The following is a 20,574-nucleotide window of genomic DNA, read 5'->3' on the forward strand; positions in this document are numbered from 1 at the left end:
CGCAAACGTCGTCTCGCGCTGCAAAAGGAGTCAGCGCTTCACGCGCAACGACCCCCTCTGGCCTGCCGGCCATCTCCCCCTCAAGGGCAGGGCAATCGCATATGGACTCTTTCGAGGAATCGAACGGCGAACAAATCGGAATCGCGTCGAGAACAAACGTCGCGAGATTCCATCTTTGTTCCGCATATGCGATTCCCCTGCCCTCAAGGGGGAGATCTGCAGCTCCGACGCCGTCTTTTTTCGGCCCAATGTTGTCATGTATCCTTGGAATCGAACGTAGAGCGGGGTTTAAATCATGCGCATGGTCTGGACGTTTCTGTTCGCGCTCGTGAGCAGCGTTGCTTTCGCGGCTTCGCCGGAGGATGACTATATCGCCGCGCGCGACAAGGCGATTGCGGCGATCGCTGCGCTGAACAGCGCCAATGCGGCCATCGAAACGATCGACGCCCAGAACGAGAAGGCGCTGGCCGACCTGCAACAGAGGCTTGCCGGCATCATCGGCCCGCTGGCGGTCAAGGACTTTCCGGCAAGCGGTACGATCGATATCGAAAGCCTCAGCGACTCCGACATCGGCTCCGGCATGCTCGATGGACTGCGCTACACCAAAGGCGACGACGGCCCCAGCCTGGTGGCAACGACGCGAGGGCTGCTGGAGCGCTGGCTCAAGGCCAAAGCCGCCGAGACCGACGAGAGTTTCAAACTGCCCGCCGGCATCGATGCCGCGCTGAAGGTGGATGCTTTCTATACCCAGGCGATCAACAGCGACGCCGCCTTTGAGGGAACGCTCGACTTCCCGCTGAAGACCCCGCAAGGCGCCGACATCGCCTTCGCCCGGCTCGGCGGCTGGACGCAGGATGTCGGGCCGATCTACGAGCAGGAAGTCATCGTTACGCTCGTCAAAGGCGACAGCGTTAGAATCATGGCGGCGCCGGCGGCCCCTGCCGTTGCGAAGATCGCCACCTGCGACGCCGTCTGGGCTGCTGCGGACGCTGCTGCGCAGAAATTCCAGGAGGCCTACCAGGCTTCGGACCTCAAGGACGAAAAAGCATTCGATTCCTCCAATGCAGCCTGGGACAAGGGCGACAGCGACTACCGCGCCTGCATGGGCCAACATTTGCCGGGAGACCCGGCCTTTCCGGCGCTGCTTGCCCAGGCGCAGGCGCTGGCCGATCAGATGGCGGGAAAGTAAGGCTTCGGGACAGGCCCTGCGCGGCAAGGTCAGTCGGCTTTTTCGATTTGGATGCGAAGGATGCGAGCGGCCGTCCGATGCCGCTGGCTCAATTCATCGTTCAGGGAACCGACCTTTGTTTTTGTCTGGGACCAGTCAGCTTTCGCACCTATGCTGACAACCGAGACCTCAACGTTTATTCTCAGGGTCGCCTTGAAGTCCAAATTTAAGCTTTAGCTACTACGGTCGACCGACGGACTACTGTCCTGGAAAGGTATTCGGATCGAATTGGCAGGAGCGAAATTCAATCCCGGCCGGTTGAAACGGGCCATTTTTTCTTCCGCCAACTTGCCGGCGGCGATTGCCTTTGTTGTGCTTCTCGTCTGCGCCCTGGTTGCCGACCAGAGGAACAGCGAAGTCTCCGATCAGTTGGCGCGCGCTGGCGTCCTGGCCAAGGTCAACATCATACGCGCCAAGCTTGAAGGCAACATTACCGGCAATCTCCAACTGGTTCAGGGTCTCGTATCCACGATCGTTACCGAGCCCTATATGGGCCAGCAGAGATTTGCGGCACTCGCCCGCAATCTCTTCGAGCAAAAATCGCAGTTGCGCGACGTTGCCGGCGCGCCCGATCTCGTCATCGCGCTGATATACCCGCTGGAAGGCAATGAAAAAGCCATCGGGCTGGACTACCGCAAGAGCGATACGCAACGCATGGCTGCGCTTCGGGCTCGCGACCAGCGCGCGCTGGTGCTCGCCGGGCCGGTCAAACTGGCGCAAGGCGGGCGTGGCTTCATCGGCCGTATCCCGGTCTTCGTGCCGACGGCGGGTGGCGGCGACCGTTTTTGGGGGATTGTCTCGGCCGTGATCGATATCGACCGGCTCTACAGCGCGAGCGGTCTGACCGAGCCCGACCTGGATATCGATGTGGCGCTCATCGGCAAGGATGCGCTGGGGGGCGGTGGCGAACTGTTCTTCGGCGGCGACAATGTCGTGGCCAGCAATCCGGTGACGGCAGAGGTGCAACTGCCTTCAGGCTCCTGGCAGATTTCGGCGATACCGAAAGGCGGCTGGCCGACCGGTCCGAAAAATGAGTGGCTGTTGCGGGGGCTCATGGCGCTCGCCGGCGCGCTGGTGGTGCTGCCGATCCTCGCGGCAGGACGTCTTTTCGGTGAGCGACAGAAAAATGACGCCGAGTTGAGGCGCCTGTCGAGGCGGCTGGAGCTGGCATTGGAAGCCTCAGGGATAGGCGTTTGGGAGCACGACCTCGTCAGCAACGAGCTCGTATGGGACGACCGCATCAACGAAATCTATGGCAAGCCCGCCGACGGCAAGACCCGCGGCTATGACGACTGGGCGCTGGCGATCCACCCTGAAGATTTCGAGCGGGCGAAAGCGGACTTCGATTCGGCTGCCGCGATACAAGGCCCCTACTCTTCGCAGTATCGGATACTGCGACCGGACGGCACCATTCGTCATGTCCGCACACGCGCCAGTTTCTTCCAGGACATCAACGGCGGATCGAAAATGATCGGCGCTGAATGGGACGTGACCTGGGACGTGCTACTCAACGAGAATCTCGTGCGCGAACGTCGCCTTTCAGAATCGAAAAATGCCGAACTGAATATGGCCAAGGCCCGCATCGAGCATGTCGCGCTGCACGATTCGCTGACCGGCCTGCCCAACCGTCGGTATCTGGACGAGATGCTTGCCGAAAACCCCGAAGCCGAGGGCCGCGCAGCATTGCTGCATCTCGACCTTGACCGCTTCAAGCAGATCAACGACACGCTCGGCCACGCAGCAGGCGATGCATTGCTGGTGCATGCTTCGAAAGTCATCAAGGCCAGCGTCGGCAGCTCCGATTTCGTTGCGCGCATCGGCGGCGACGAGTTTGTCGTGCTGAGCCATGGACGCGACGACAAGGAACTCGCCGCGCTTGCCGACCACATCATCGACGCCATGCGCCAGCCGGTCGACTATCTGGGTCACCAGTGCCGGTTCGGCGTCAGCATCGGCATTGCAGCCAACAGCGGCGTCGATGCCAAACAGCTGCTGGTCAATACCGATCTGGCGCTGTACCGGGCGAAAGGCCGTGGCCGCAACCGCTACGAGTTTTTCAACGAAGAGCTGCAGAGCGAGATCGTTCGGACCAAGCAGACCGCCGACGAGATTCTGGGCGGACTCGAGCGCAACGAATTCGTTGTCTACTATCAGCCGCAGTTCGACGCCAGGACGCTGGAGATCGTCGGCGTCGAAGCGCTGTCGCGCTGGGATCATCCGCAACGCGGCGTGCTGACCCCCGACGCCTACATCAAGGCGGCTGAAGAACTCAATGTCGTGGCGCTTATCGATCGCACAGTCCTGACGCAGGCGCTTGATAATTTCGAGCGCTGGTCGCGTAGCCACCTCAACATCCCGCGCGTGTCGGTCAACGTCTCCGCCAGGCGGCTGGAGGACAAGGGACTGATCAAAGGGTTGCGCAAGCTTGCCATCAAGAAGGGGACCGTGTCGTTCGAGCTGGTGGAGTCGATTTTCCTCGACGAGAACGACGAACTGGTCACCTGGAACATCGAGCACATAAAGGGGCTCGGCATCGACATCGAGATCGACGATTTCGGCACCGGACATGCCTCGATCGTCTCGCTCCTGAAGTTGCGGCCGCGTCGCCTCAAGATCGATCGCCAGCTGGTCACACCCATCACCAGCTCAACCGCGCAGCGGCAGCTGGTGTCGTCCATCATCGACATCGGAAAGTCGCTCGGTATCGAAGTGGTCGCCGAGGGTGTCGAGACGATGGAGCACGCCCAGATCCTGAAAGAGCTTGGCTGCGATATCCTGCAAGGCTTCCTGTTCGGCTACCCGATGGACGCAAAAGCCTTCAAGACGTTCGCCCAGTCACGCAAATGGCTGGCGGCGAGCTGACAAACCCTGCTGGCCGCAATCGCTGGCGCAGAACCGTTTCCTGAAATTGCTCTAACTGCGTAGCCCCGGCGCACTCTGCCCCGTGCGCTTGACATGTGGATCGACGTAGAGATTCAGCAGAATTTCAGAAATCTGCCGGTACGCGCCCGTTCCTTGGCTTCATTGTTCTCAGCAACGAACCGGAGGAGGTCGAACATGTCACTGAATGAGAACACGCGCCAAGCCGCCCGGCAGGAACTCCTGGAATTTGCATCCACCGTCATGGCTGGGTCCCCTTGTGCGCCCATGCCTGGAACAATGTTCGAAATGCTGGAGATCATGGCCGTGGAGAGGCGCATGACTTCCAGCCAAAGTGAAGGTGGATCAAATTCTCCTGATCCCTTGACGTCCGCGCCGATTGGGACCCCAATCAGGCAGCGTTTGGTCGAACTGGTCAGATCGGCATTGAATGTCGCGAGAAAACCCAGGGCACGTGCCACTGGCACTTGGCAGTTGCGAGCTTGATCTTGCCCGCGGGCTGCTGCTGTGCGACGGCAAACCTGTTGCTCTGCGCTCCAAGGCTTTTGACCTGTTGACCTATCTCAGCAGGAATGTCGGGCGTGTCGCGGCCAAGTCGGAACTGATGTCAGCGGTGTGGCCCGATGTCTTTGTGACCGAGGACTCACTGACGCAGGCGGTCAGGGAGTTGCGAAAGGCGCTGCACGACGAAAGCCAAACTATTATCCGCACGGTCGCCAAACGCGGCTACATCCTCTCCGTTCTCGATATGCCGGAGCAAGAGCGCGCCGGGCAGCCGAGCGTTGCGGTACTGCGTTTCAGCAATGAAGGTGCGCCGGAAGATACCCCTTTGATCGACGGTTTCGCCGAAGACATTGTCAATGCGTTGGCTCGCTTCGGAACGGTCGTCGTGCTGGCGCGCAATTCCGGATTTGCATTTGTCTCGGATTCCGCTTCCGATTGGCGTGCCGTTGGCGACAGCCTAGGCGCAACCTATCTGGTCCGCGGCCGAGCGACGACTCGCCCAGACGGCATGCGGGTCACGATCAGCCTCGTTGCTGCCTCGACGGGTGGAGTCCTCTGGAGCGATACTTTTTCCGCGTCCGGCGGCGAGATCTTCGACATTCAGGAAGAAATCGCTCGCCGTGTGGTGAACCGGCTGGTCGCTCGGCTCGACGACGCAGGCGTCAAGCAAGCCACCCCAAAGCCTCCCGACAGCCTGGCCGCGTATGAGCTTCTCCTGCGTGGACTGGCCCGGCTGCGCGGTTATGGCGATGATGACAATAAGGCTGCGCGCGATCTTTTCCAGGCTGCGGTCGAAAAGGACCCGACCTATGCCCTGGCGCATTCCTACATCGCGCTGGCCGATCTCATTATCGGTGGCTATGCCGAGGCATCCCCGGCATTGCTTGGTTCGCTGATCGATCGCGCAGAGTGTGCGGTGACCCTGGCGCCGGAAGAGCCGCGCTGCCATCGCGTGCTCGCCCAGGCTTTAATCTCTGCCCGTCAGTTCGACGCGGCCGAACATCACCTTCAGCGCGCGCTCGACCTCAATCCCTATGACGCCGATACGATTGCGCAAATGGGGTTCTTGCTGTCGATGAGAGGCCGGCCTCTTGAAGCGCTCGCGGCGATTGACAGTGCGATACGGATCAACCCGATCCATCCTGATTGGTACCACTATGATCGCGCCATCGCGCTATACTCGGCTGGAGACTACAAGGCCGCGCTTGTCTGCATGTGCAAGGTCCCCTCGAAGTCGCCCTGGCGACTGACAAGGCTGGCGGGGTGCCACGCGCAACTCGGCGAACTGAAGGAAGCCCAGCGCGTTATGGCAGAGGTCAAGCGGATAGCACCTGACTTTTCGCCGATGCAGTTTGCGCAGACCGGGATTGCGTACGAACATGCAAGTGATGTGGAACATCTCGTTGCCGGTGTCGCCAAAGCACTTGCCGCGTATGAGCAGCAACCCTAGAGCGGTTCATCGTTTCACGGAAACGCAGAACCGCTCTATCTCCTTGTTTTGACGCAATTCCGGACGGAAAACCGCTTCACACTTTTCCTGGAATTGCTCTACGCGGCACCGGCGAGTTTTCGCATTGGAAATGCGGCTTCTCGCAGGCTGGCCCCCGATCGACCAGCGGCGTGTCAGGAAACATAGGTGTTTGAGCGAATTGGTATTAATCTGCGCAGTACGGGTTCTTGGGGCAAAGGAATGGATTTCGGCACAGGGCATGGCTACCTCCTCATCGGCGGTCTCATCCTGGTCGGCGCCGGGCTGCTGATCCTGTCGCTGATCGTCAATCTTCGCGTGGCACACAGCGTGCGCGACGACGTGCGCCATCGTGAAAAGCTCCTGGAATACTATCGCAACATCTTTTCGCAGCTCGGCGTGATCCTGATCGGCATCGGCGTCTCCTTGTTCATCTTCTTTTTCCAGCAGAATTATCAGGACCAGCGCAGGCGCGAGACGGAACTGCAGCAGGTCATGGCAAAGCTGGCGGCACGCATTGCCCGCGGCGCCCCTGTCGCCGGCTCGCTTGGCGAATTCGACGAATTTCTGGATCAAGGCGGGCCCTATGTCAGTCCGGTGCTTGGGGGAGCGAACGCCGCGGTCAGCGCCCAGGGAACCGAGCTCGGCAAGCAGGTCGGCGAGATACTTCTGGTCGAGCGCGATGTCGACGTGCGCGACTTCGATCTCCTTAACCTGTCGCGCGATTTCGAATCCTCGTTCGTCGTCAACGAGCTCGATCCGACGCTGTGGTTCAACATCGTGCGCGACGAGAGCGAGATCAAATATGCCACCACCCAGCTCGCCCTCGATTACAAGGACCTGCAGGATGCGATCGGCGGCGAGTCGATTGAGGTTGCGGTCGCCAATCCTGAAAAGGAGCGCCGGATCAAGCACGAGGTGCTCGACATCTTCTATGATGCCGACCTGCTGCGCCAGCGCAGCAGGCGATTTCTCGGCCGCGCGTGCTGGCTGTTCAGCAAGGGGAAGAGCTTCGTCACCCTTCGACCGGCCGACGAGATTGAAGCCGATACCAAGTCGCACCAGGAATGGATCGAGCGGTCGAAACCACTGCTGACGCAGTCAAAGTCGGGCAGCGGCGATTGCTTCACACTGCTCCAGTACGGCCCCGTACCTGGTGGCTAGTCACCCACCCGCCGCAGCGTGCCGAGATGATTGTCGTTGAGAAAACCTATGGTCATGGCCGACGCCTTGCCGTCGGGGCCGACGACGAAGCTCACGCCGGTGGGCCGATCCGGCGTCTCGGTATCGGGGAAGGTCAGGAACAGGTCGCCGTCGTAATGCGTCAAGGAATAGGACCGGGCGCCAGCCGGGCCGACCTTGAGCACAAGGCCGTCTCCCGCGCTCACCACGACAGCATCGCCGATGAAGTCGTTGGCGTAACGGCCGGCATAGGCGCTGGCCGGTGCGGCCGGCCTTGCCGGGGACGGCGGCGCGGCATAAGTGGCCTTGGCCGCCTCGACCGCCGGACCGAACAGACTGGCGTAGATCCCGTCCCATGCCTTGATCCAGTCCCTCTCGACAGAACCCTCGAAGACGAGATCGGCGAAGCTGTCGGACAGACCCTCCGGCAACCCTGTCGGAAAGGCGTTGGCGATGATGACGATGCCAAGCCTCTCCTTGGGGAAGATTGTCACCAGGGTTCGGGCGCCGACGCTGAAGGCGCCGGCATGACCCCAGCTAAGGCCGTGGCGACCGAATTCCACATTCCATCCGAGGCCGTAGAATGACGCGCCGCCCGAGACGGGGTTTTTGCCGCGCGCCATCAGGGGAACATGCGTCTGGTCCAGCGCATCGGCGGCAATCAGCGTCTTGCCGTCATAGACCCCGTTGCCGACTATGAGGCGCACCCATTGCGAGAGATCGCGCGCGGTGGAGCTGACGCCGCCGGCGGGTGCCTGCGCATCCGGATCGCGCCTTACCTTCGCGGCCCAGACGCCATCGACCTTGACGTGCAGCGCGGCGCGGTTGGCATGTTTGGCGAAATCCGCATGGCGCGAGCTGGTCGAGGCCATTCCAAGCCGACGGTAGAGCTTCTCCTCGGCGACATCCTCCCAGGATTTGCCTGTCTGCTTGGCGGCAGCAATGGCGCCCTCGGTCAGTCCGAAATTGGAGTAGGCGTAGCCGGCGCGAAAGCTCGACGATGGCGGCACGAAGCGCAGGCGATGCAGGATCTCGGCGCGGTCGTAACCGATATCCTCGAGGTCGTCTCCGGCGGTGCCCGGAAGGCCGCTGCGGTGCGAAAACAGGTCGCGCACCGTGAGTTCGCTGGTCGGATAGGGCTCGGCCAGCCGGAAGGCCGGATCGAGGTCGGCGACCTTCGAATCCCAAGACACAATCCCGTCGCTGACCAGTGCCGCCACCACCGTGGCGGAGACCGGCTTGGACAGGGAGGCGATCTGGAACACCGTGTCGGCGTCGACCGCCTCCGGCTTGCCGGCATCGCAATGCCCGAACCCTTTCAGGAAGATCACCTCGTCGCCATGCACGATCCCGATGGCGAGACCAGGTACGGCACCGTCCGCGACGGCGCCTTCGGCGAGCGCTTCGAGCTTCGACATGGCGGCGGTGATGCGCTCAGGCGTGATTGTGTCGGCCGCCGCCGCATGCGGCCAAAGCACTACTACGGCGAAGAAGGCCCAAATCCTCCAATGGCAGAGATTCCGATCCAGCCGCACGCTCGCGCCTCCTCCCCTGTATTCGCCTGCCATAGTACAGGCCGGCTCTGGGTAGGCCAATGCTTGCTCGGCCGTGAAGCAGAAAGGGTTGGCCCGGCGCTCTTAGCTCCGCAGTCCCGGCGCTTCCTGCCCGGTGCGCTCGACATATTCGGTGTAGCCGCCGCCATAGGTGTGGATGCCTTCCGCAGTCAGTTCCAACACGCGGTTGGAGAGGGCTGCCAGGAAATGGCGGTCGTGCGAGACGAACAGCATGGTGCCTTCATACTGCGACAGCGCCGTGATCAGCATCTCCTTGGTGGCGATGTCGAGATGGTTGGTCGGTTCGTCCAGCACCAGAAGATTGGGCGGATCGAACAGCATCAGCGCCATCACCAGCCGCGCCTTCTCGCCGCCCGACAGCACGCGGCATTTCTTCTCGATCTCGTCGCCGGAAAAGCCGAAGCAGCCGGCGAGTGCCCTGAGCGGCGCCTGGCCGGCCTGCGGAAACGCGTCCTCCAGTGTCTGGAACACGGTGCGCTCGCCCTCCAGAACCTCCATGGCGTGCTGGGCGAAATAGCCCATCTTCACGCTCGGCCCGCGCGCGACCGTGCCGGCATCGGGGTCGGACGCGCCGGCGACCAGCTTCAGCAGCGTCGACTTGCCGGCGCCGTTGACGCCCATGATGCACCAGCGCTCGCGGCGGCGGACCTGGAAGTCGAGCCCTTCATAAATGGACCGGCTGCCATAGCACTTGTGGACGTTCTTCAGCGTCACGACATCCTCGCCGCAGCGCGGCGCCGGCTGGAAGTCGAAATTCACGATCTGGCGGCGCTTGGGCGGCTCGACGCGATCGATCTTGTCGAGCTTCTTCACCCGGCTCTGCACCTGTGCAGCATGCGAAGCACGGGCCTTGAAGCGCTCGATGAAGGCGATCTCCTTGGCCAGCATCGCCTGCTGGCGCTCGAACTGCGCCTGCTGCTGCTTGTCGGCGATCGCCCGCTGCTGCTGGTAGAATTCGTAATTGCCGGAATAGGCGGTGAGCGAACCGGCATCGATCTCGACCACCTTGTTGACGATGCGGTTCATGAACTCGCGGTCGTGCGAGGTCATCAACAGCGCACCGTCATAGCCCTTCAAAAACTGCTCCAGCCAGATCAGACTTTCGAGATCGAGATGGTTCGACGGTTCGTCGAGCAGCATGACGTCGGGCCGCATCAACAGGATGCGGGCGAGTGCGACACGCATCTTCCAGCCGCCGGAGAGCTTGCCGACATCGCCGTCCATCATCTCTTGGCTGAAGCCGAGGCCGTCGAGCACTTCGCGGGCACGGCCGTCCAGCGCGTAGCCGTCGAGTTCCTCAAAGCGATGCTGCGCCTCGCCATATTGTTCGATGATCTCGTCCATCCGGTCGGCCTGGTCGGGATCGGCCATGGCCGCCTCGAGTTCGGCCATTTCGGCCGCCACGTCGCTGACCGGCCCAGCGCCGTTCATCACTTCGGCGACGGCGCTATGGCCCGCCATGTCGCCGACATCCTGGCTGAAATAGCCGATGGTGACGCCGCGATCGACCTGGACCTGGCCCTCGTCCGGCTGCTCCTGGCCGGTGATCATGCGAAAGAGCGTCGTCTTGCCGGCGCCGTTCGGCCCGACGAGGCCGACCTTCTCGCCTTTCTGCAAGGCGGCCGAGGCCTCGATGAAGACGATCTGGCGGCCGTTCTGCTTGCCGATGCTTTCAAGACGGATCATGGGGCGGTCCGGGGGAGTTGGTGCAAAGTTGAGGGATTTGCCCGGGGCCATACGCGAATGAGCGCAAGGAGGGAAGAGGCAGAAGCGCCGCAGATGGTGGCGAGGACCCCGTCATCGCGCCCGAAAACAAAAATCCAGCGATTGTCGAAAACTGCCGTCACGGAACGACATTGGCACGGCGGCCTGCAGGGCCCCCGAACAGCGACACCAACAGGGCAGGAATATGACGATGGCCAAGATGCTCGTGATCTACAAAACCCCGGCCGATCCGGAGGCATTCGACCGGCACTATTTCGAGGTTCATGTGCCGCTGGCCAAGAAGCTTCCCGGCCTGCGGCGCTACGACATCAGCAGGCGGCCCATCATCAAGCGCTCGGCGGGCGAGATGCCGTATCTGGTGGGGACGCTCTATTTCGACAGCCTCGCCGATATGCAGAGCGCATTTGCCACCGAAATCGGCATTGCCTGCGCCGCTGACCGGCGGATACTCGCGCCAGGAGACGACGACTTGACGATGCTGCTGTTCGACGTCGACGAAGTGTGAGCCTTCGCCTGTCTCGGAGCGAAACGAAGGAGCCGCGCCGGAGCGGACGACGTTACTTCGCGTCGTGGAAGATGATCCCCACCGTATGCCGCCGTCCCGAGCGCAGGCGGCTGACACCGTGCCTGAGATTGACGCGGTAGTGGCCCTTCGTGCCTTGCACTGGCCGGTTGTGGACAGCAAAAATCACCGCATCGCCCTGGGTCAGCGGCACTACCTCGGCGCGGCTCTGCATGCGCGGGCGTTGCTCGGTCAGCACGAATTCGCCGCCGGTGAAATCCTCGCCCGGTTGGGAGAGCAGGACCGCCACCTGCAGAGGAAAGGCGAGATCGCCATAGAGGTCCTGGTGCAAGCAGTTGAAGTCGCCGGGACCGTACTGGAGGAGAAGCGGCGTCGGCCGCGTCTGGCCGTTTTCGTGGCAAAGCTGGAGGAAGGCGGCGTGATCCTCGGGATAGCGCTGGGCAATGCCCATGCGCTCGTTCCAGTCGTTGGCGACGGCGGCCAGCCTGGGGTAGAGCGCGGTGCGCAGGCCGCCGATAAGATCCGGCAGCGGGTAGCGGAAATAGCGGTACTCGCCCTTGCCGAAGCCGTGACGCGCCATCACCACATGGCTGCGGAAATGTTCCTCATGCGGATAGAGCGCGGCGATGTCGGCGCACTCCTGAGGTGAGAGCAAGGCCGGCATGACGGCGCTGCCATAGCTGTTCAGTTCGGCGACGAGCGCGCGCCAGTCCTGCGCGGCAACGCGCGCTTCGGCCGAACGGGTTACGCGTTGGGTGGTTAGGGAATGGACGGTCATGGTCGCCTCCTTTGATACGATCAAAGTGGGGCGGATGGCGGATGAGAGCCACCCGTTTCATGCGGAGGTGGAACTGCCGATCTCCCCCCAAGTGGGGGAGATGGCCGGCAGGCCAGAGGGGCGCGCGAAGGATCGCCTACCTCGCCTGTTCCAGGCCTGACGGGCACACTGTGATGGATTGATAGGCCGGCGGGACAGCGCCCCCCTCTGTCCTGCCGGACATCTCCCCCACGAGGGGGGAGATTGGCGGTTTCACCGCTTCCGATACGCTTCCAACTCCGGGTCGAGATCAACACGCACCGCGTTGGTGAACACGCAGGTCGCCACCATGATACCGGCGAAGGCGGCGAGATTGACCAGCAGCGTGTCGTCGTAGCGGGTCTTGAGTGCCGCCCAGATATCGTCGGGAACCGCGTTGCCGCCGGCCGCGACCGCCTTGCCGAAGGCGATCAGCAGCGCTTCATCGGTGCTGGGCGTGACAGCCTCGGGCTCCAAGCCGCCGTCGATCAGCGCGCGGCGGAAGAAGGTGACGGGAATCTCGGCGCGACACATCTCAGCGATCGCCAGGGACAACAGCCAGATGGCGCGGTCGTCGAGCGTCGGCCTTAGCAGATCGCGCAGCGTGAACCATTCGGCATAGATGCGGTGCGCCGCGGGCGAATGCAGCAAGATGCGCTTCATGTTGGTCATGCGCCCGCGCAGGCCAAGCTCCCTGTCGTGCTCGGCGCGGATTTCGGGCGATGCCGTGGCGTAATCGATCGGCGGAATCATGGCCATCGGATGGTCCTTGGTTGGCGGCGGGCGAGGAACCTCACCCAAGCGTCGCGTGCAGTTCCGGCGCGGTGCGCAGCGTGTTGGACACCGTGCAGATCGCCTCGGCATCGTCGACGATCCGCTGCTTGGTCACCGCGTCGAGATCGCCTGAGATGTCGAGCCTGATGTTGAACCTTTCGACACGCGACGGCTCGTCCTTCGCCTTCTCGCCGCTGACCTCGGCGCGCACCTCGCCAAGCTCGGCGGCAACGCCAAGCTTGGAGGCTGCAATGCGGGCGCTCAGCACGATACAGGCGGCGAGCGAGGCATAGAGCAGGTCGAGCGGATTGAAGCCCGGCGCACTGACCCCGGTGACGACATCGATCGCGCCGCCGGTCGGCGTGGTGATGGAAGGCAAGCCGCCCGGCTGCAGTGTCGCCGTCGCGCCGGTGACACGGGTCCTGATCTTGAGTTCCGCCATTTCAACTATCCTTTCGGGCCGGGCAAGATGCAAGGCGCAGCCGCCTGGCGGCGCGCCCTGCCACGCAATGCCGGTATATGGTAGTCTCTGGGCCGACATCGCAACATCGACCGACGAACAATCGTCTGCTTCGAGGTTCAGCAATGAAGCGCAGTTTCATTTTGGCTGTGATTGCCGGCGTTGGCCTGCTCTGCGGTGCCGCATTTTTGATTGTCGGTGCGTCCCCAGTCTCGCCAGACGCCATCCAGTCGTCGGTTGTTCGTACCCCGGCATTGATCGACAGGGCCTGGAAGTTGCCCGTGGCCGCTACCTTCAATGCCAACCTTGACTGGCAATCGAACGGGTCGCGCTGCGGTCCGGCAAGTGTTGCAAACACATTCCGCTCGATCGGCGAAGAGGAGACGACCGAAGCCGAAGTGCTCGCGGGAACCGGAAAGTGCTGGACCGGCTTTTGCATCGTCGGTCTGACGCTGGACGAGCTTGCCGACGTCGCTCAGGCGAAAACCGGGCGCAAAGTCTCCGTGCTTCGGAATTTGAGCGCCGACGAGTTCCGCGAGCACATGAAGCACGCCAACGACCCCGGCCGCCGCTACATCATCAACTTTACCCGAGAGACGATATTTGGCGCCGGCAGTGGTCATTTTTCCCCGATCGGCGGCTATCTGGAGGCCGAGGACCTGGTCTTCGTTCTCGACGTCAACGAGCGCTACAAGCCTTGGCTGATCGAGCGTGAACGCCTGTTCTCCGCCATGGACACAATCGACAGCGACGGCGACAAGAAGCGCGGCTTGCTGCTGATCGAATGACACCTAGCCCGCCGGCTAGCTGGCAGTCCGGCGATGCTCCAGCTACCGTGGTCGCACACGCGTTATGCTTCGGAAAACACAACGCATTTGATTAGACACAAAAGGCAAATTTGTGCCTACTGCCTTATCCACGGGGATGCGGATAACCGAGGAGTGACCCATGATTGCGCTCAATGTAAACGGCGAGGATCGCAGCGTCGACGTGCCGGACGACATGCCGTTATTGTGGGTGTTGCGCGACGTCATCGGCCTGACCGGCACGAAGTTCGGTTGCGGCATCGCCCAGTGCGGCGCCTGTACGGTGCAGCTTGACGGACAACCTGTGCGCTCCTGCGTGTTGCCGGTGGCTGCTGTCGGCCAGCGCCATGTCACCACGGTCGAAGCGATCGGCGCGACGCCAAGCGGCAAGAAGGTACAGGATGCATGGCTCGACCTCGAAGTAATCCAGTGCGGCTATTGCCAGTCCGGCCAGATCATGTCGGCCTCGGCGCTGCTGGACCGCAACCCCAACCCGAGCGACAGCGATATCGATGCGGCGATGTCCGGCAATATCTGCCGGTGCGGCACCTACACACGCATAAGAGCGGCCATCAAACAGGCCGCTAAGGCCTGAGGGAGATAGCCAGCCATGAGCAAGCCGTCCTCCACCCAAAAAGTCACCTCGCGCCGGGCCTTCCTGCAAGGCAGCGGACTTCTGCTCGGCTTCACGATGCTGGGCGCCGGCATCAGGCCCGGTTTTGCCGCGGCCGAGCCCGTCGAGGGCGACGTCACCGCCGCCTTTTCACCCGATGCCTTCATCCGTGTCGACAGCGACGGCAAGATCACGTTCATCCTGCCCAATATCGAGATGGGACAAGGCACCCACACCGGCGAAGCGACGCTGATTGCCGAGGAACTGGAAGTCGGCCTCGACCAGGTGAAGGTCGTCGACGCGCCGCCCAACGAGAAGCTTTATACGACCGCGCTGCTGGGCGGCCAGGCGACGGGCGGCTCGACATCGATGCGCGCCACATGGGAGCCGTTGCGCAAGGCAGGTGCTGCAGCCCGCACCATGCTGATTTCGGCAGCAGCCGCGCAATGGTCGGTTCCGGTTTCGGAATGCAGCGCCAAGCTTGGTGTGGTCACCCATCAGCCGACAGGCCGGCAACTGGCCTATGGCGCGCTCGCTGACGCAGCGGGCAAGCAGCCGGTGCCGAGCGACGTCAAGCTGAAGGATCCCAAGGACTTTCAGCTGATCGGCAAATCGCTGCGCCGGGTCGACACGGCAGGCAAGGTCAATGGCGCGGTGATCTACGGCATCGACGTGCGCGTGCCCGACATGAAGGTGGCGACGGTCGCCGCCTGCCCGGTCATCGGCGGCAAGCTCGGCGCTGTCGACGAGGCGGCGGCGCGTGCCGTCCCCGGCGTGCGCGACATCGTCAAGTTGGACAACGCGGTCGCCGTCATCGGCGATCATTTCTGGGCGGCCAAGAAAGGCCTCGACGCCCTTACCATCACCTGGGACGAAGGCGCCAACGCCACGCTTTCAACCGCCGACATCATGAACACCTTGAAAGCGGCGTCCAAAAACAAGACGCCGATCATGGCGCGCCAGGAAGGCGACGTCGCCGGCGCGCTGAAAGCCGCCGTCAAAACGGTCGAGGCAAGCTATGAATTGCCGTTCCTGGCGCATGCGCCGATGGAGCCGATCAACTGCGTCGTGCATGTGCGCGCGGATGAATGCGAGATCTGGCTCGGCACCCAGGTCCCCACCCAGGCGCAAGGCTGGGCCGCCCAGGTCACGGGCTTTCCGCTCGACAAGATCATCGTGCACAATCATCTGATCGGCGGCGGTTTCGGCCGCCGGCTCGTCGCTGAATATGTCGGCCAGGCGGTGGCGATCGCCAAACAGGTGAGCTATCCGGTCAAGGTCATCTGGACGCGTGAAGAAGACATCCAGCACGACCTTTACCGGCCCACCTATTTCGATCGCCTCTCCGCCGGTCTCGGTGCCGACGGCCTGCCAACGGTGTGGATCGACCATGTCGCCGGCGGCTCGGTGCTCGGCAACTACATTCCGGGCGGCTGGCCGCAGGACAAGCTAGATGACGACGCCGTCGACGGCGCAGCCAAACCGCCTTACGACCTGCCCGTCATTCAGGTCGACTGGGTGCGCGAGGACCCGCCGATGCCGATCACCTGGTGGCGCGGTGTCGGGCCGACGCACAATGTCTTCGTGGTCGAAAGCTTTATGGACGAACTCGCCCATGCGGCGGGCAAGGACCCGGTGGAGTATCGCCGGGCGCTGACGAAAAACCAACCGCGAGCCGCGGGTGTGCTCGAGCTTGCGGCCGAAAAGTCGGGCTGGGGCTCGCCGCTTCCGGCGGGCAGCGGCCGCGGCATTTCCGTGCACGATGCCTTCGGCAGCTTCATGGCCGCGGTGCTCGAGATCTCGGTGTCACCGGCCGGCGAAATCACGCTGCAGCGTGCGGTGGTCGCCGTCGATTGCGGCATCGCCATCAACCCCAACACGGTCGAGGCCCAGATCGAAGGCGGATTGATCTTCGGCTTGTCGGCGGCGCTCTACAGCGGCATCACCTTCAGCAATGGCCGCGTCGAACAGAGCAATTTTCACGACTACCGCATCCTGCGCAACAATGAGGCGCCTAAGATCGAGGTCTATCACGTCAAGAGCCTGGAATCGCCCGGCGGTATCGGTGAGACGGCAACGGTTTCGGCCGGCCCTGCCCTTGCCAACGCGATCTTTGCCGCAACGGGAAAACGCCTGCGCAGCCTGCCCATAAACCGCAACCAGCTGAAGAGCGAAGGCGCCGACAAGACCAGCGTATCGATGATGCCGCCGCTGGCAGTACCCGTGCTGGCGGCGCTGGCAAATAGCGAGGAGCGCGCCGAGAGCGGCGTCGAAACCGAAGCCGAAACGCTGTGAGGACCGAGCCATGAAACGATTGGTCCGCATCCTCCTCGCCATCGTGGTCGTCGTCGCCGTCGGCGTTGCGATTTTCCTGTTCAAGCCGGCGCCGCTGCCTGATGTTTCGGCGGCTGCGGCAAAGCTGCCGACCGGCCAGACGCTGATCGATCGCGGCGAATATCTGACGCGCGCCGCCGATTGCGTTGCCTGCCACACGACATCAGGCGGCCAGCCCTATGCAGGCGGCCTTGCCTTCAAGCTGCCGTTCGGCACCGTCTATTCGCCCAACATCACCGCCGACAAGGAGACCGGCATTGGCGACTGGAGCGACGCGGAGTTCGTGCGCGCGCTGCATCAAGGCATCGACAGAGAAGGCCGCAATCTCTACCCGGCGTTTTCCTATGCCGCCTATGCGCGGATGACCACGGAAGATGCGCTGGCGATCAAGGCCTATCTGTTCAGCCTGCCGCCGGTGCACGCCGAGGCGCCCAAGAACGATCTCGGCTTCCCGTTCAACCAGCGTTATGTCCTGCGGTTCTGGAACCTGCTGTTCGTTCCCAACGGGCCGTTGCCGCAAGACGAAAAGCAGACCGCGGAGTGGAACCGCGGCGCCTATCTCACCGAAGCCATGGCGCATTGCGGCGAATGCCACACGCCGCGCAATCTGCTCTATGGGCTCGACAACGGCAAGAAATTCGCCGGCGCCGAACTGCAAGGCTGGAAGGCCTACAATATCAGCTCGGACAAGACGACCGGCATCGGCAGTTGGAGCGACGAGCAACTCGTCGACTATCTGTCCAAGGGTCATGCCGATGGCCGCGGCTCCGCCACCGGCAGCATGGGCGAAGCCGTCGACTTCAGCTTGCGCCACCTGACGCCGGAAGACATCAAGGCGATCGTCGCTTATGTGAAAACCGTTCCGCCGCAGACAAGCAGCGACAAGGCGATCGTCGAAGCGGAGCCGGCTACGCTGAAGGCTTCAACTGCCTATGCGCCGGCCGCAGACGCGGCAGCGCAAGGCGGGCTCGGCCTCAAGCTGTTCCAAGGCGCCTGCGCCAGCTGTCATGGATGGAATGGCGAAGGGTTGCAGACACCTTATGCAGCACTGCGCGGCAGCCGCACGGTCAACGACCCCGATGGCACCAACCTCATTCAGGTCATGCTCAAGGGCGCCCATACGACGACGACGCTCGGCAAACAGTCGATGCCGGCCTTCGCCAATGCCTATTCGGATGTCGAGATCGCGGCGCTCGGCAATTATGTGCTGGCGCATTTCGGCGGCAGGCAATCCGCCATCACGCCAGCGGACGTTGCGAAGGCGCGTGCGCAATGAAGCCTGGCGGCGATGCTCCAGCTCACCGCCACCCGCGCAAAATGTGTTTCTGGATCTTGCCGGACGCGGTGCGTGGCAGGGTGTCGGTGAGCCGAAAATCCTTCGGCACCTTGTAGCGGGCGATGCGGCCGGCGCAGTGGACCGCGAGCGCTGCCGGGTCGAGGACACGACCGGCCTTCAGCACGACGAAGGCGCGCCCGACCTCACCCCAGCGCTCGTCAGCAATGCCGATGACTGCGACTTCCGAGATGTCGGGATGGTCGAGCAGCGCCATCTCGACCTCGGCAGGATAGACGTTTTCGCCGCCGGAAATGAACATGTCCTTGCGGCGGTCGACCAGGGTGACGAAGCCGTCATCGTCCCGGCGCGCTATGTCGCCGGTGCGGAACCAACCATCTGATGTGAAGGCCTGCGCCGTCTCGTCCGGCCGGTTCCAGTAACCCGGCGTGACGTTGGGGCCGTTGAGCCAGATCTCGCCCGCCTCGCCGGCTGCGGCATCCTGGCCGTCTTCGTCGACGACGCGCAGGCAGACCGAAGGTCCCGGCAGGCCGGCGGAACCTGCCTTGCGGGCGATCTGGCCGGCCTCGAGCGGCATGCCGAGCACGGTGCCGGCCTCGGTCATGCCGAAACCGTCGACCATGCGCACGCCCTGCTCCAGCCACCAAAGGATATCGGCGGCGGGATTGGGGGCACCGCCGGTGAAGATGGCGGTGAGCGTGGTCCAGTTCGCCGGCGCGAACGCAGCGTCCTCGCGCAGCATTTTGGCCATTTGCGGGACGCAGAAATAGTGGGTGATGCCGAGTTCCGGATCGGCCAGCCGGCGGTTGGTGGCGCTGGCCTCGAAGCCGGGCGAGATCAGCACGGTGCCGCCTTGCAGCAAGGGCGGACGCAGGTTGGTGATGAGGCCGATGACATGGAACATCGGCGCGTCGCAGAGGAAGACGCTTGAATTGCCTACGCGTCCCAGGACGCCGAAATTGACCGCGGTGGCGAAGGCGTTGGCCTCGGTGATGATGACACCCTTGGGACGACCCGATGTGCCCGAGGTGTAGAGGATGATCGATGGCTGGTCGGCCGCAGGCAAGGGCCGGCGCGGCGCCGGCGCCTGCGCTTCCACCGCCGCCACGAAGGCAGCGACCTCGACCGGCATGCAGCTCTTGGGCAGCACCGCATCGAGCGCGGCATCGTGCAGCAGCAGCGCGGGATCGCAATCGGCGAGGATCGCCTGCTGCTCAGGCGCAGCGAGGCGCCAGTTCACCGGCACGAAGACAGCGCCGAGCCGCATGGCGGCCTGCTGCAGGATCAGGAGGTCGGCACTGTTGCGGGCGACGGTGGCGATGCGCTGCCCCGGCTCGATGCCGTAGCCGCGTTCGAGCACCGCGACAGTGCGCTGGATCGCTTCGTCGAGCCTGCTGTAGGTCCAGCGCCGCCCGGAAGCGAGGTCGACGCAAGCGAGGCGCTCGGGCTGCGTTGCCGCATGCAAGGCCACGGGATCGGGCGTCGTCCAGGCCGGCATCTCGCATCTCCTCGCTCGGATGTCTTACCTTGCCTTGTCGTAGGCGCCGAGGCCGGGCTTGTAGCTCTTCTCGTCGATGAACTGGCGGATGCCTTCCTTGCGGCCGTCATTGTCGTAGGAATTGGCCGCCTCCTGCGCGCGCACCAGATAGTCCTCGGCATTGTCGTAGGTCATCTCGGCGACGCGGCGGATGGCGTCCTTGGTCGCTTTCAGCGCCACCGGATTTTTCGTCAGCAACATGTTCGCCACCTCGGTGACGCGCGCCTTCAGCTTCTCCAATGGCAGGCTTTCATTGACCAGCTTCCAGGCCGCCGCCTTCCTGCCGTCGATCAGCTCGCCGGTCAGCGCGTGGTACATGGCGTCGCGCATCGACAGGAGGTCGACCACCACCTTGGTGGCGCCGCCGCCGGGCAGAATGCCCCAGTTGATCTCGGACAGCGCGAACTGCGCCTCGTCGGCCGCGAAGGCGAGGTCGCAGGCAAACAGCGGGCCATAGCCACCGCCAAAGCACCAGCCATTGACCATGGCGATGGTCGGCTTGCGATACCAGCGCAGCCGCCGCCACCAGCCATAGGCTTCGCCTTGCGCCTTGCGGACGGCGCCCAGCCCCTTGGCCTCGGTCTCGCGAAAATACTCCTTGAGGTCCATGCCGGCCGACCAGGCATTGCCCTCGCCCGACAGCACCAGCACGCCGACATCGTCGCGGTACTCCAGCCCATCCAGCACTTCCATCATGCGCCGGTTGAGCGCCGGGTTCATGCAGTTGCGTTTTTCCGGCCGGTTGAAGCGCACCCAGGCGATGCCGTCCTCGATGTCGAAGGCAACGGTCTCGTCGGTCATGGCAACTCTCCTCCCGCTTGCAGTCCTGCGTGACGAGCCAGGAGCTGCGCTCCTCCCTGACCTGCCTTGCGTTAA

At 63.2% G+C, this 20,574-nt stretch carries 18 protein-coding genes; 10 read left to right on the top strand and 8 right to left on the bottom strand.

What is annotated here, in order from left to right; translation table 11 throughout:
* Positions 1 to 295 precede the first annotated feature (295 nt).
* Positions 296 to 1,189: a hypothetical protein gene (locus tag AC1DZ8_RS26215; RefSeq protein WP_477301665.1), complete on the top strand. Its 894-nt coding sequence runs from the start codon at positions 296 to 298 to the stop codon at positions 1,187 to 1,189.
* Positions 1,190 to 1,486: 297 nt separating this feature from the next.
* Entirely contained in the window at positions 1,487 to 4,090 is a 2,604-nt protein-coding gene (locus AC1DZ8_RS26220; protein ID WP_477301968.1) for a bifunctional diguanylate cyclase/phosphodiesterase, read from the top strand.
* A 113-nt stretch (positions 4,091 to 4,203) separates the two neighbouring features.
* On the opposite strand, the gene AC1DZ8_RS26225 is transcribed toward AC1DZ8_RS26220, so the two are convergent.
* The gene (locus AC1DZ8_RS26225) at positions 4,204 to 4,569 is read right to left on the bottom strand and encodes a hypothetical protein (protein WP_477301666.1); all 366 of its coding nucleotides are present in this window, start codon (positions 4,567 to 4,569) and stop codon (positions 4,204 to 4,206) included.
* On the opposite strand from AC1DZ8_RS26225, the gene AC1DZ8_RS26230 reads away from it, so the two are divergent.
* Positions 4,563 to 6,062 carry a winged helix-turn-helix domain-containing tetratricopeptide repeat protein gene (locus tag AC1DZ8_RS26230; protein ID WP_477301668.1) on the top strand — a complete coding sequence of 500 codons (1,500 nt, stop codon included), beginning with the start codon at positions 4,563 to 4,565 and terminating at the stop codon, positions 6,060 to 6,062. The genes AC1DZ8_RS26225 and AC1DZ8_RS26230 overlap by 7 nt on opposite strands.
* A gap of 240 nt (positions 6,063 to 6,302) precedes the next feature.
* Positions 6,303 to 7,244: a hypothetical protein gene (locus AC1DZ8_RS26235; RefSeq protein WP_477301669.1), complete on the top strand. Its 942-nt coding sequence runs from the start codon at positions 6,303 to 6,305 to the stop codon at positions 7,242 to 7,244.
* On the opposite strand, the gene AC1DZ8_RS26240 is transcribed toward AC1DZ8_RS26235, so the two are convergent.
* A complete protein-coding gene (locus AC1DZ8_RS26240) occupies positions 7,241 to 8,797 on the bottom strand; it encodes a serine hydrolase (RefSeq protein ID WP_477301671.1) in 1,557 nt (518 codons plus the stop codon). The two genes, AC1DZ8_RS26235 and AC1DZ8_RS26240, sit on opposite strands and share 4 nt — an antisense overlap.
* 102 nt (positions 8,798 to 8,899) lie before the next feature.
* Positions 8,900 to 10,522: an ABC-F family ATP-binding cassette domain-containing protein gene (locus AC1DZ8_RS26245; protein ID WP_477301673.1), complete on the bottom strand. Its 1,623-nt coding sequence runs from the start codon at positions 10,520 to 10,522 to the stop codon at positions 8,900 to 8,902.
* A gap of 229 nt (positions 10,523 to 10,751) precedes the next feature.
* On the opposite strand from AC1DZ8_RS26245, the gene AC1DZ8_RS26250 reads away from it, so the two are divergent.
* Positions 10,752 to 11,066, top strand: a complete 315-nt coding sequence (locus AC1DZ8_RS26250) for an EthD family reductase (RefSeq protein WP_202302901.1) — start codon at positions 10,752 to 10,754, stop codon at positions 11,064 to 11,066.
* A 52-nt stretch (positions 11,067 to 11,118) separates the two neighbouring features.
* On the opposite strand, the gene AC1DZ8_RS26255 is transcribed toward AC1DZ8_RS26250, so the two are convergent.
* Positions 11,119 to 11,862 (bottom strand): 2OG-Fe(II) oxygenase, encoded by a 744-nt coding sequence (locus AC1DZ8_RS26255; RefSeq protein ID WP_477301675.1) that lies wholly within the window; start codon positions 11,860 to 11,862, stop codon positions 11,119 to 11,121.
* Here AC1DZ8_RS26255 and AC1DZ8_RS26260 point away from each other — a divergent pair.
* Positions 11,861 to 12,022 (top strand): hypothetical protein, encoded by a 162-nt coding sequence (locus AC1DZ8_RS26260; protein WP_477401852.1) that lies wholly within the window; start codon positions 11,861 to 11,863, stop codon positions 12,020 to 12,022. The two genes, AC1DZ8_RS26255 and AC1DZ8_RS26260, sit on opposite strands and share 2 nt — an antisense overlap.
* Positions 12,023 to 12,114: 92 nt before the next feature.
* On the opposite strand, the gene AC1DZ8_RS26265 is transcribed toward AC1DZ8_RS26260, so the two are convergent.
* Both AC1DZ8_RS26265 and AC1DZ8_RS26270 read right to left on the bottom strand, forming a co-directional pair.
* A complete protein-coding gene (locus AC1DZ8_RS26265) occupies positions 12,115 to 12,639 on the bottom strand; it encodes a carboxymuconolactone decarboxylase family protein (protein ID WP_477301677.1) in 525 nt (174 codons plus the stop codon).
* A 34-nt stretch (positions 12,640 to 12,673) separates the two neighbouring features.
* Positions 12,674 to 13,096 (bottom strand): OsmC family protein, encoded by a 423-nt coding sequence (locus tag AC1DZ8_RS26270; RefSeq protein ID WP_477301679.1) that lies wholly within the window; start codon positions 13,094 to 13,096, stop codon positions 12,674 to 12,676.
* A gap of 143 nt (positions 13,097 to 13,239) precedes the next feature.
* Between AC1DZ8_RS26270 and AC1DZ8_RS26275 the strand changes: the two genes are divergently transcribed.
* From AC1DZ8_RS26275 to AC1DZ8_RS26290, 4 genes are all read left to right on the top strand, one after another.
* The gene (locus AC1DZ8_RS26275; protein ID WP_477301681.1) at positions 13,240 to 13,902 is read left to right on the top strand and encodes a phytochelatin synthase family protein; all 663 of its coding nucleotides are present in this window, start codon (positions 13,240 to 13,242) and stop codon (positions 13,900 to 13,902) included.
* Positions 13,903 to 14,062: 160 nt separating this feature from the next.
* On the top strand, positions 14,063 to 14,515 hold the full coding sequence (locus tag AC1DZ8_RS26280) for a (2Fe-2S)-binding protein (RefSeq protein WP_477301683.1): 453 nt from the start codon (positions 14,063 to 14,065) through the stop codon (positions 14,513 to 14,515).
* Between the two features lie 15 nt (positions 14,516 to 14,530).
* Complete coding sequence (locus AC1DZ8_RS26285; protein WP_477301685.1) at positions 14,531 to 16,828, top strand: xanthine dehydrogenase family protein molybdopterin-binding subunit; 2,298 nt, start codon at positions 14,531 to 14,533, stop codon at positions 16,826 to 16,828.
* 10 nt (positions 16,829 to 16,838) lie between these two features.
* On the top strand, positions 16,839 to 18,143 hold the full coding sequence (locus tag AC1DZ8_RS26290) for a c-type cytochrome (RefSeq protein WP_477301687.1): 1,305 nt from the start codon (positions 16,839 to 16,841) through the stop codon (positions 18,141 to 18,143).
* Between the two features lie 22 nt (positions 18,144 to 18,165).
* Here AC1DZ8_RS26290 and AC1DZ8_RS26295 read toward each other — a convergent pair whose 3' ends face one another.
* Entirely contained in the window at positions 18,166 to 19,659 is a 1,494-nt protein-coding gene (locus AC1DZ8_RS26295) for an AMP-binding protein (RefSeq protein ID WP_477301689.1), read from the bottom strand.
* 24 nt (positions 19,660 to 19,683) lie between these two features.
* Positions 19,684 to 20,499, bottom strand: coding sequence for a p-hydroxycinnamoyl CoA hydratase/lyase (locus AC1DZ8_RS26300; RefSeq protein ID WP_477301691.1), 816 nt, complete (start codon positions 20,497 to 20,499; stop codon positions 19,684 to 19,686).
* Between the last annotated feature and the right edge of the window lie 75 nt (positions 20,500 to 20,574).

The sequence above is a fragment of the Mesorhizobium sp. P2_F7 genome (genome assembly GCF_056403695.1).

What these genes read in the sequence shown, in the direction of transcription:
- AC1DZ8_RS26235 (WP_477301669.1), top strand. Translation starts at nt 6,303, where the DNA reads ATGGATTTCGGCACAGGGCATGGCTACCTCCTCATCGGCGGTCTCATC.
- AC1DZ8_RS26255 (WP_477301675.1), bottom strand. Translation starts at nt 11,862, where the DNA reads ATGACCGTCCATTCCCTAACCACCCAACGCGTAACCCGTTCGGCCGAA.
- AC1DZ8_RS26245 (WP_477301673.1), bottom strand. Translation starts at nt 10,522, where the DNA reads ATGATCCGTCTTGAAAGCATCGGCAAGCAGAACGGCCGCCAGATCGTC.
- AC1DZ8_RS26275 (WP_477301681.1), top strand. Translation starts at nt 13,240, where the DNA reads ATGAAGCGCAGTTTCATTTTGGCTGTGATTGCCGGCGTTGGCCTGCTC.
- AC1DZ8_RS26285 (WP_477301685.1), top strand. Translation starts at nt 14,531, where the DNA reads ATGAGCAAGCCGTCCTCCACCCAAAAAGTCACCTCGCGCCGGGCCTTC.
- AC1DZ8_RS26300 (WP_477301691.1), bottom strand. Translation starts at nt 20,499, where the DNA reads ATGACCGACGAGACCGTTGCCTTCGACATCGAGGACGGCATCGCCTGG.
- AC1DZ8_RS26260 (WP_477401852.1), top strand. Translation starts at nt 11,861, where the DNA reads ATGGTCGCCTCCTTTGATACGATCAAAGTGGGGCGGATGGCGGATGAG.
- AC1DZ8_RS26290 (WP_477301687.1), top strand. Translation starts at nt 16,839, where the DNA reads ATGAAACGATTGGTCCGCATCCTCCTCGCCATCGTGGTCGTCGTCGCC.
- AC1DZ8_RS26270 (WP_477301679.1), bottom strand. Translation starts at nt 13,096, where the DNA reads ATGGCGGAACTCAAGATCAGGACCCGTGTCACCGGCGCGACGGCGACA.
- AC1DZ8_RS26280 (WP_477301683.1), top strand. Translation starts at nt 14,063, where the DNA reads ATGATTGCGCTCAATGTAAACGGCGAGGATCGCAGCGTCGACGTGCCG.
- AC1DZ8_RS26250 (WP_202302901.1), top strand. Translation starts at nt 10,752, where the DNA reads ATGGCCAAGATGCTCGTGATCTACAAAACCCCGGCCGATCCGGAGGCA.
- AC1DZ8_RS26215 (WP_477301665.1), top strand. Translation starts at nt 296, where the DNA reads ATGCGCATGGTCTGGACGTTTCTGTTCGCGCTCGTGAGCAGCGTTGCT.
- AC1DZ8_RS26295 (WP_477301689.1), bottom strand. Translation starts at nt 19,659, where the DNA reads ATGCCGGCCTGGACGACGCCCGATCCCGTGGCCTTGCATGCGGCAACG.
- AC1DZ8_RS26265 (WP_477301677.1), bottom strand. Translation starts at nt 12,639, where the DNA reads ATGGCCATGATTCCGCCGATCGATTACGCCACGGCATCGCCCGAAATC.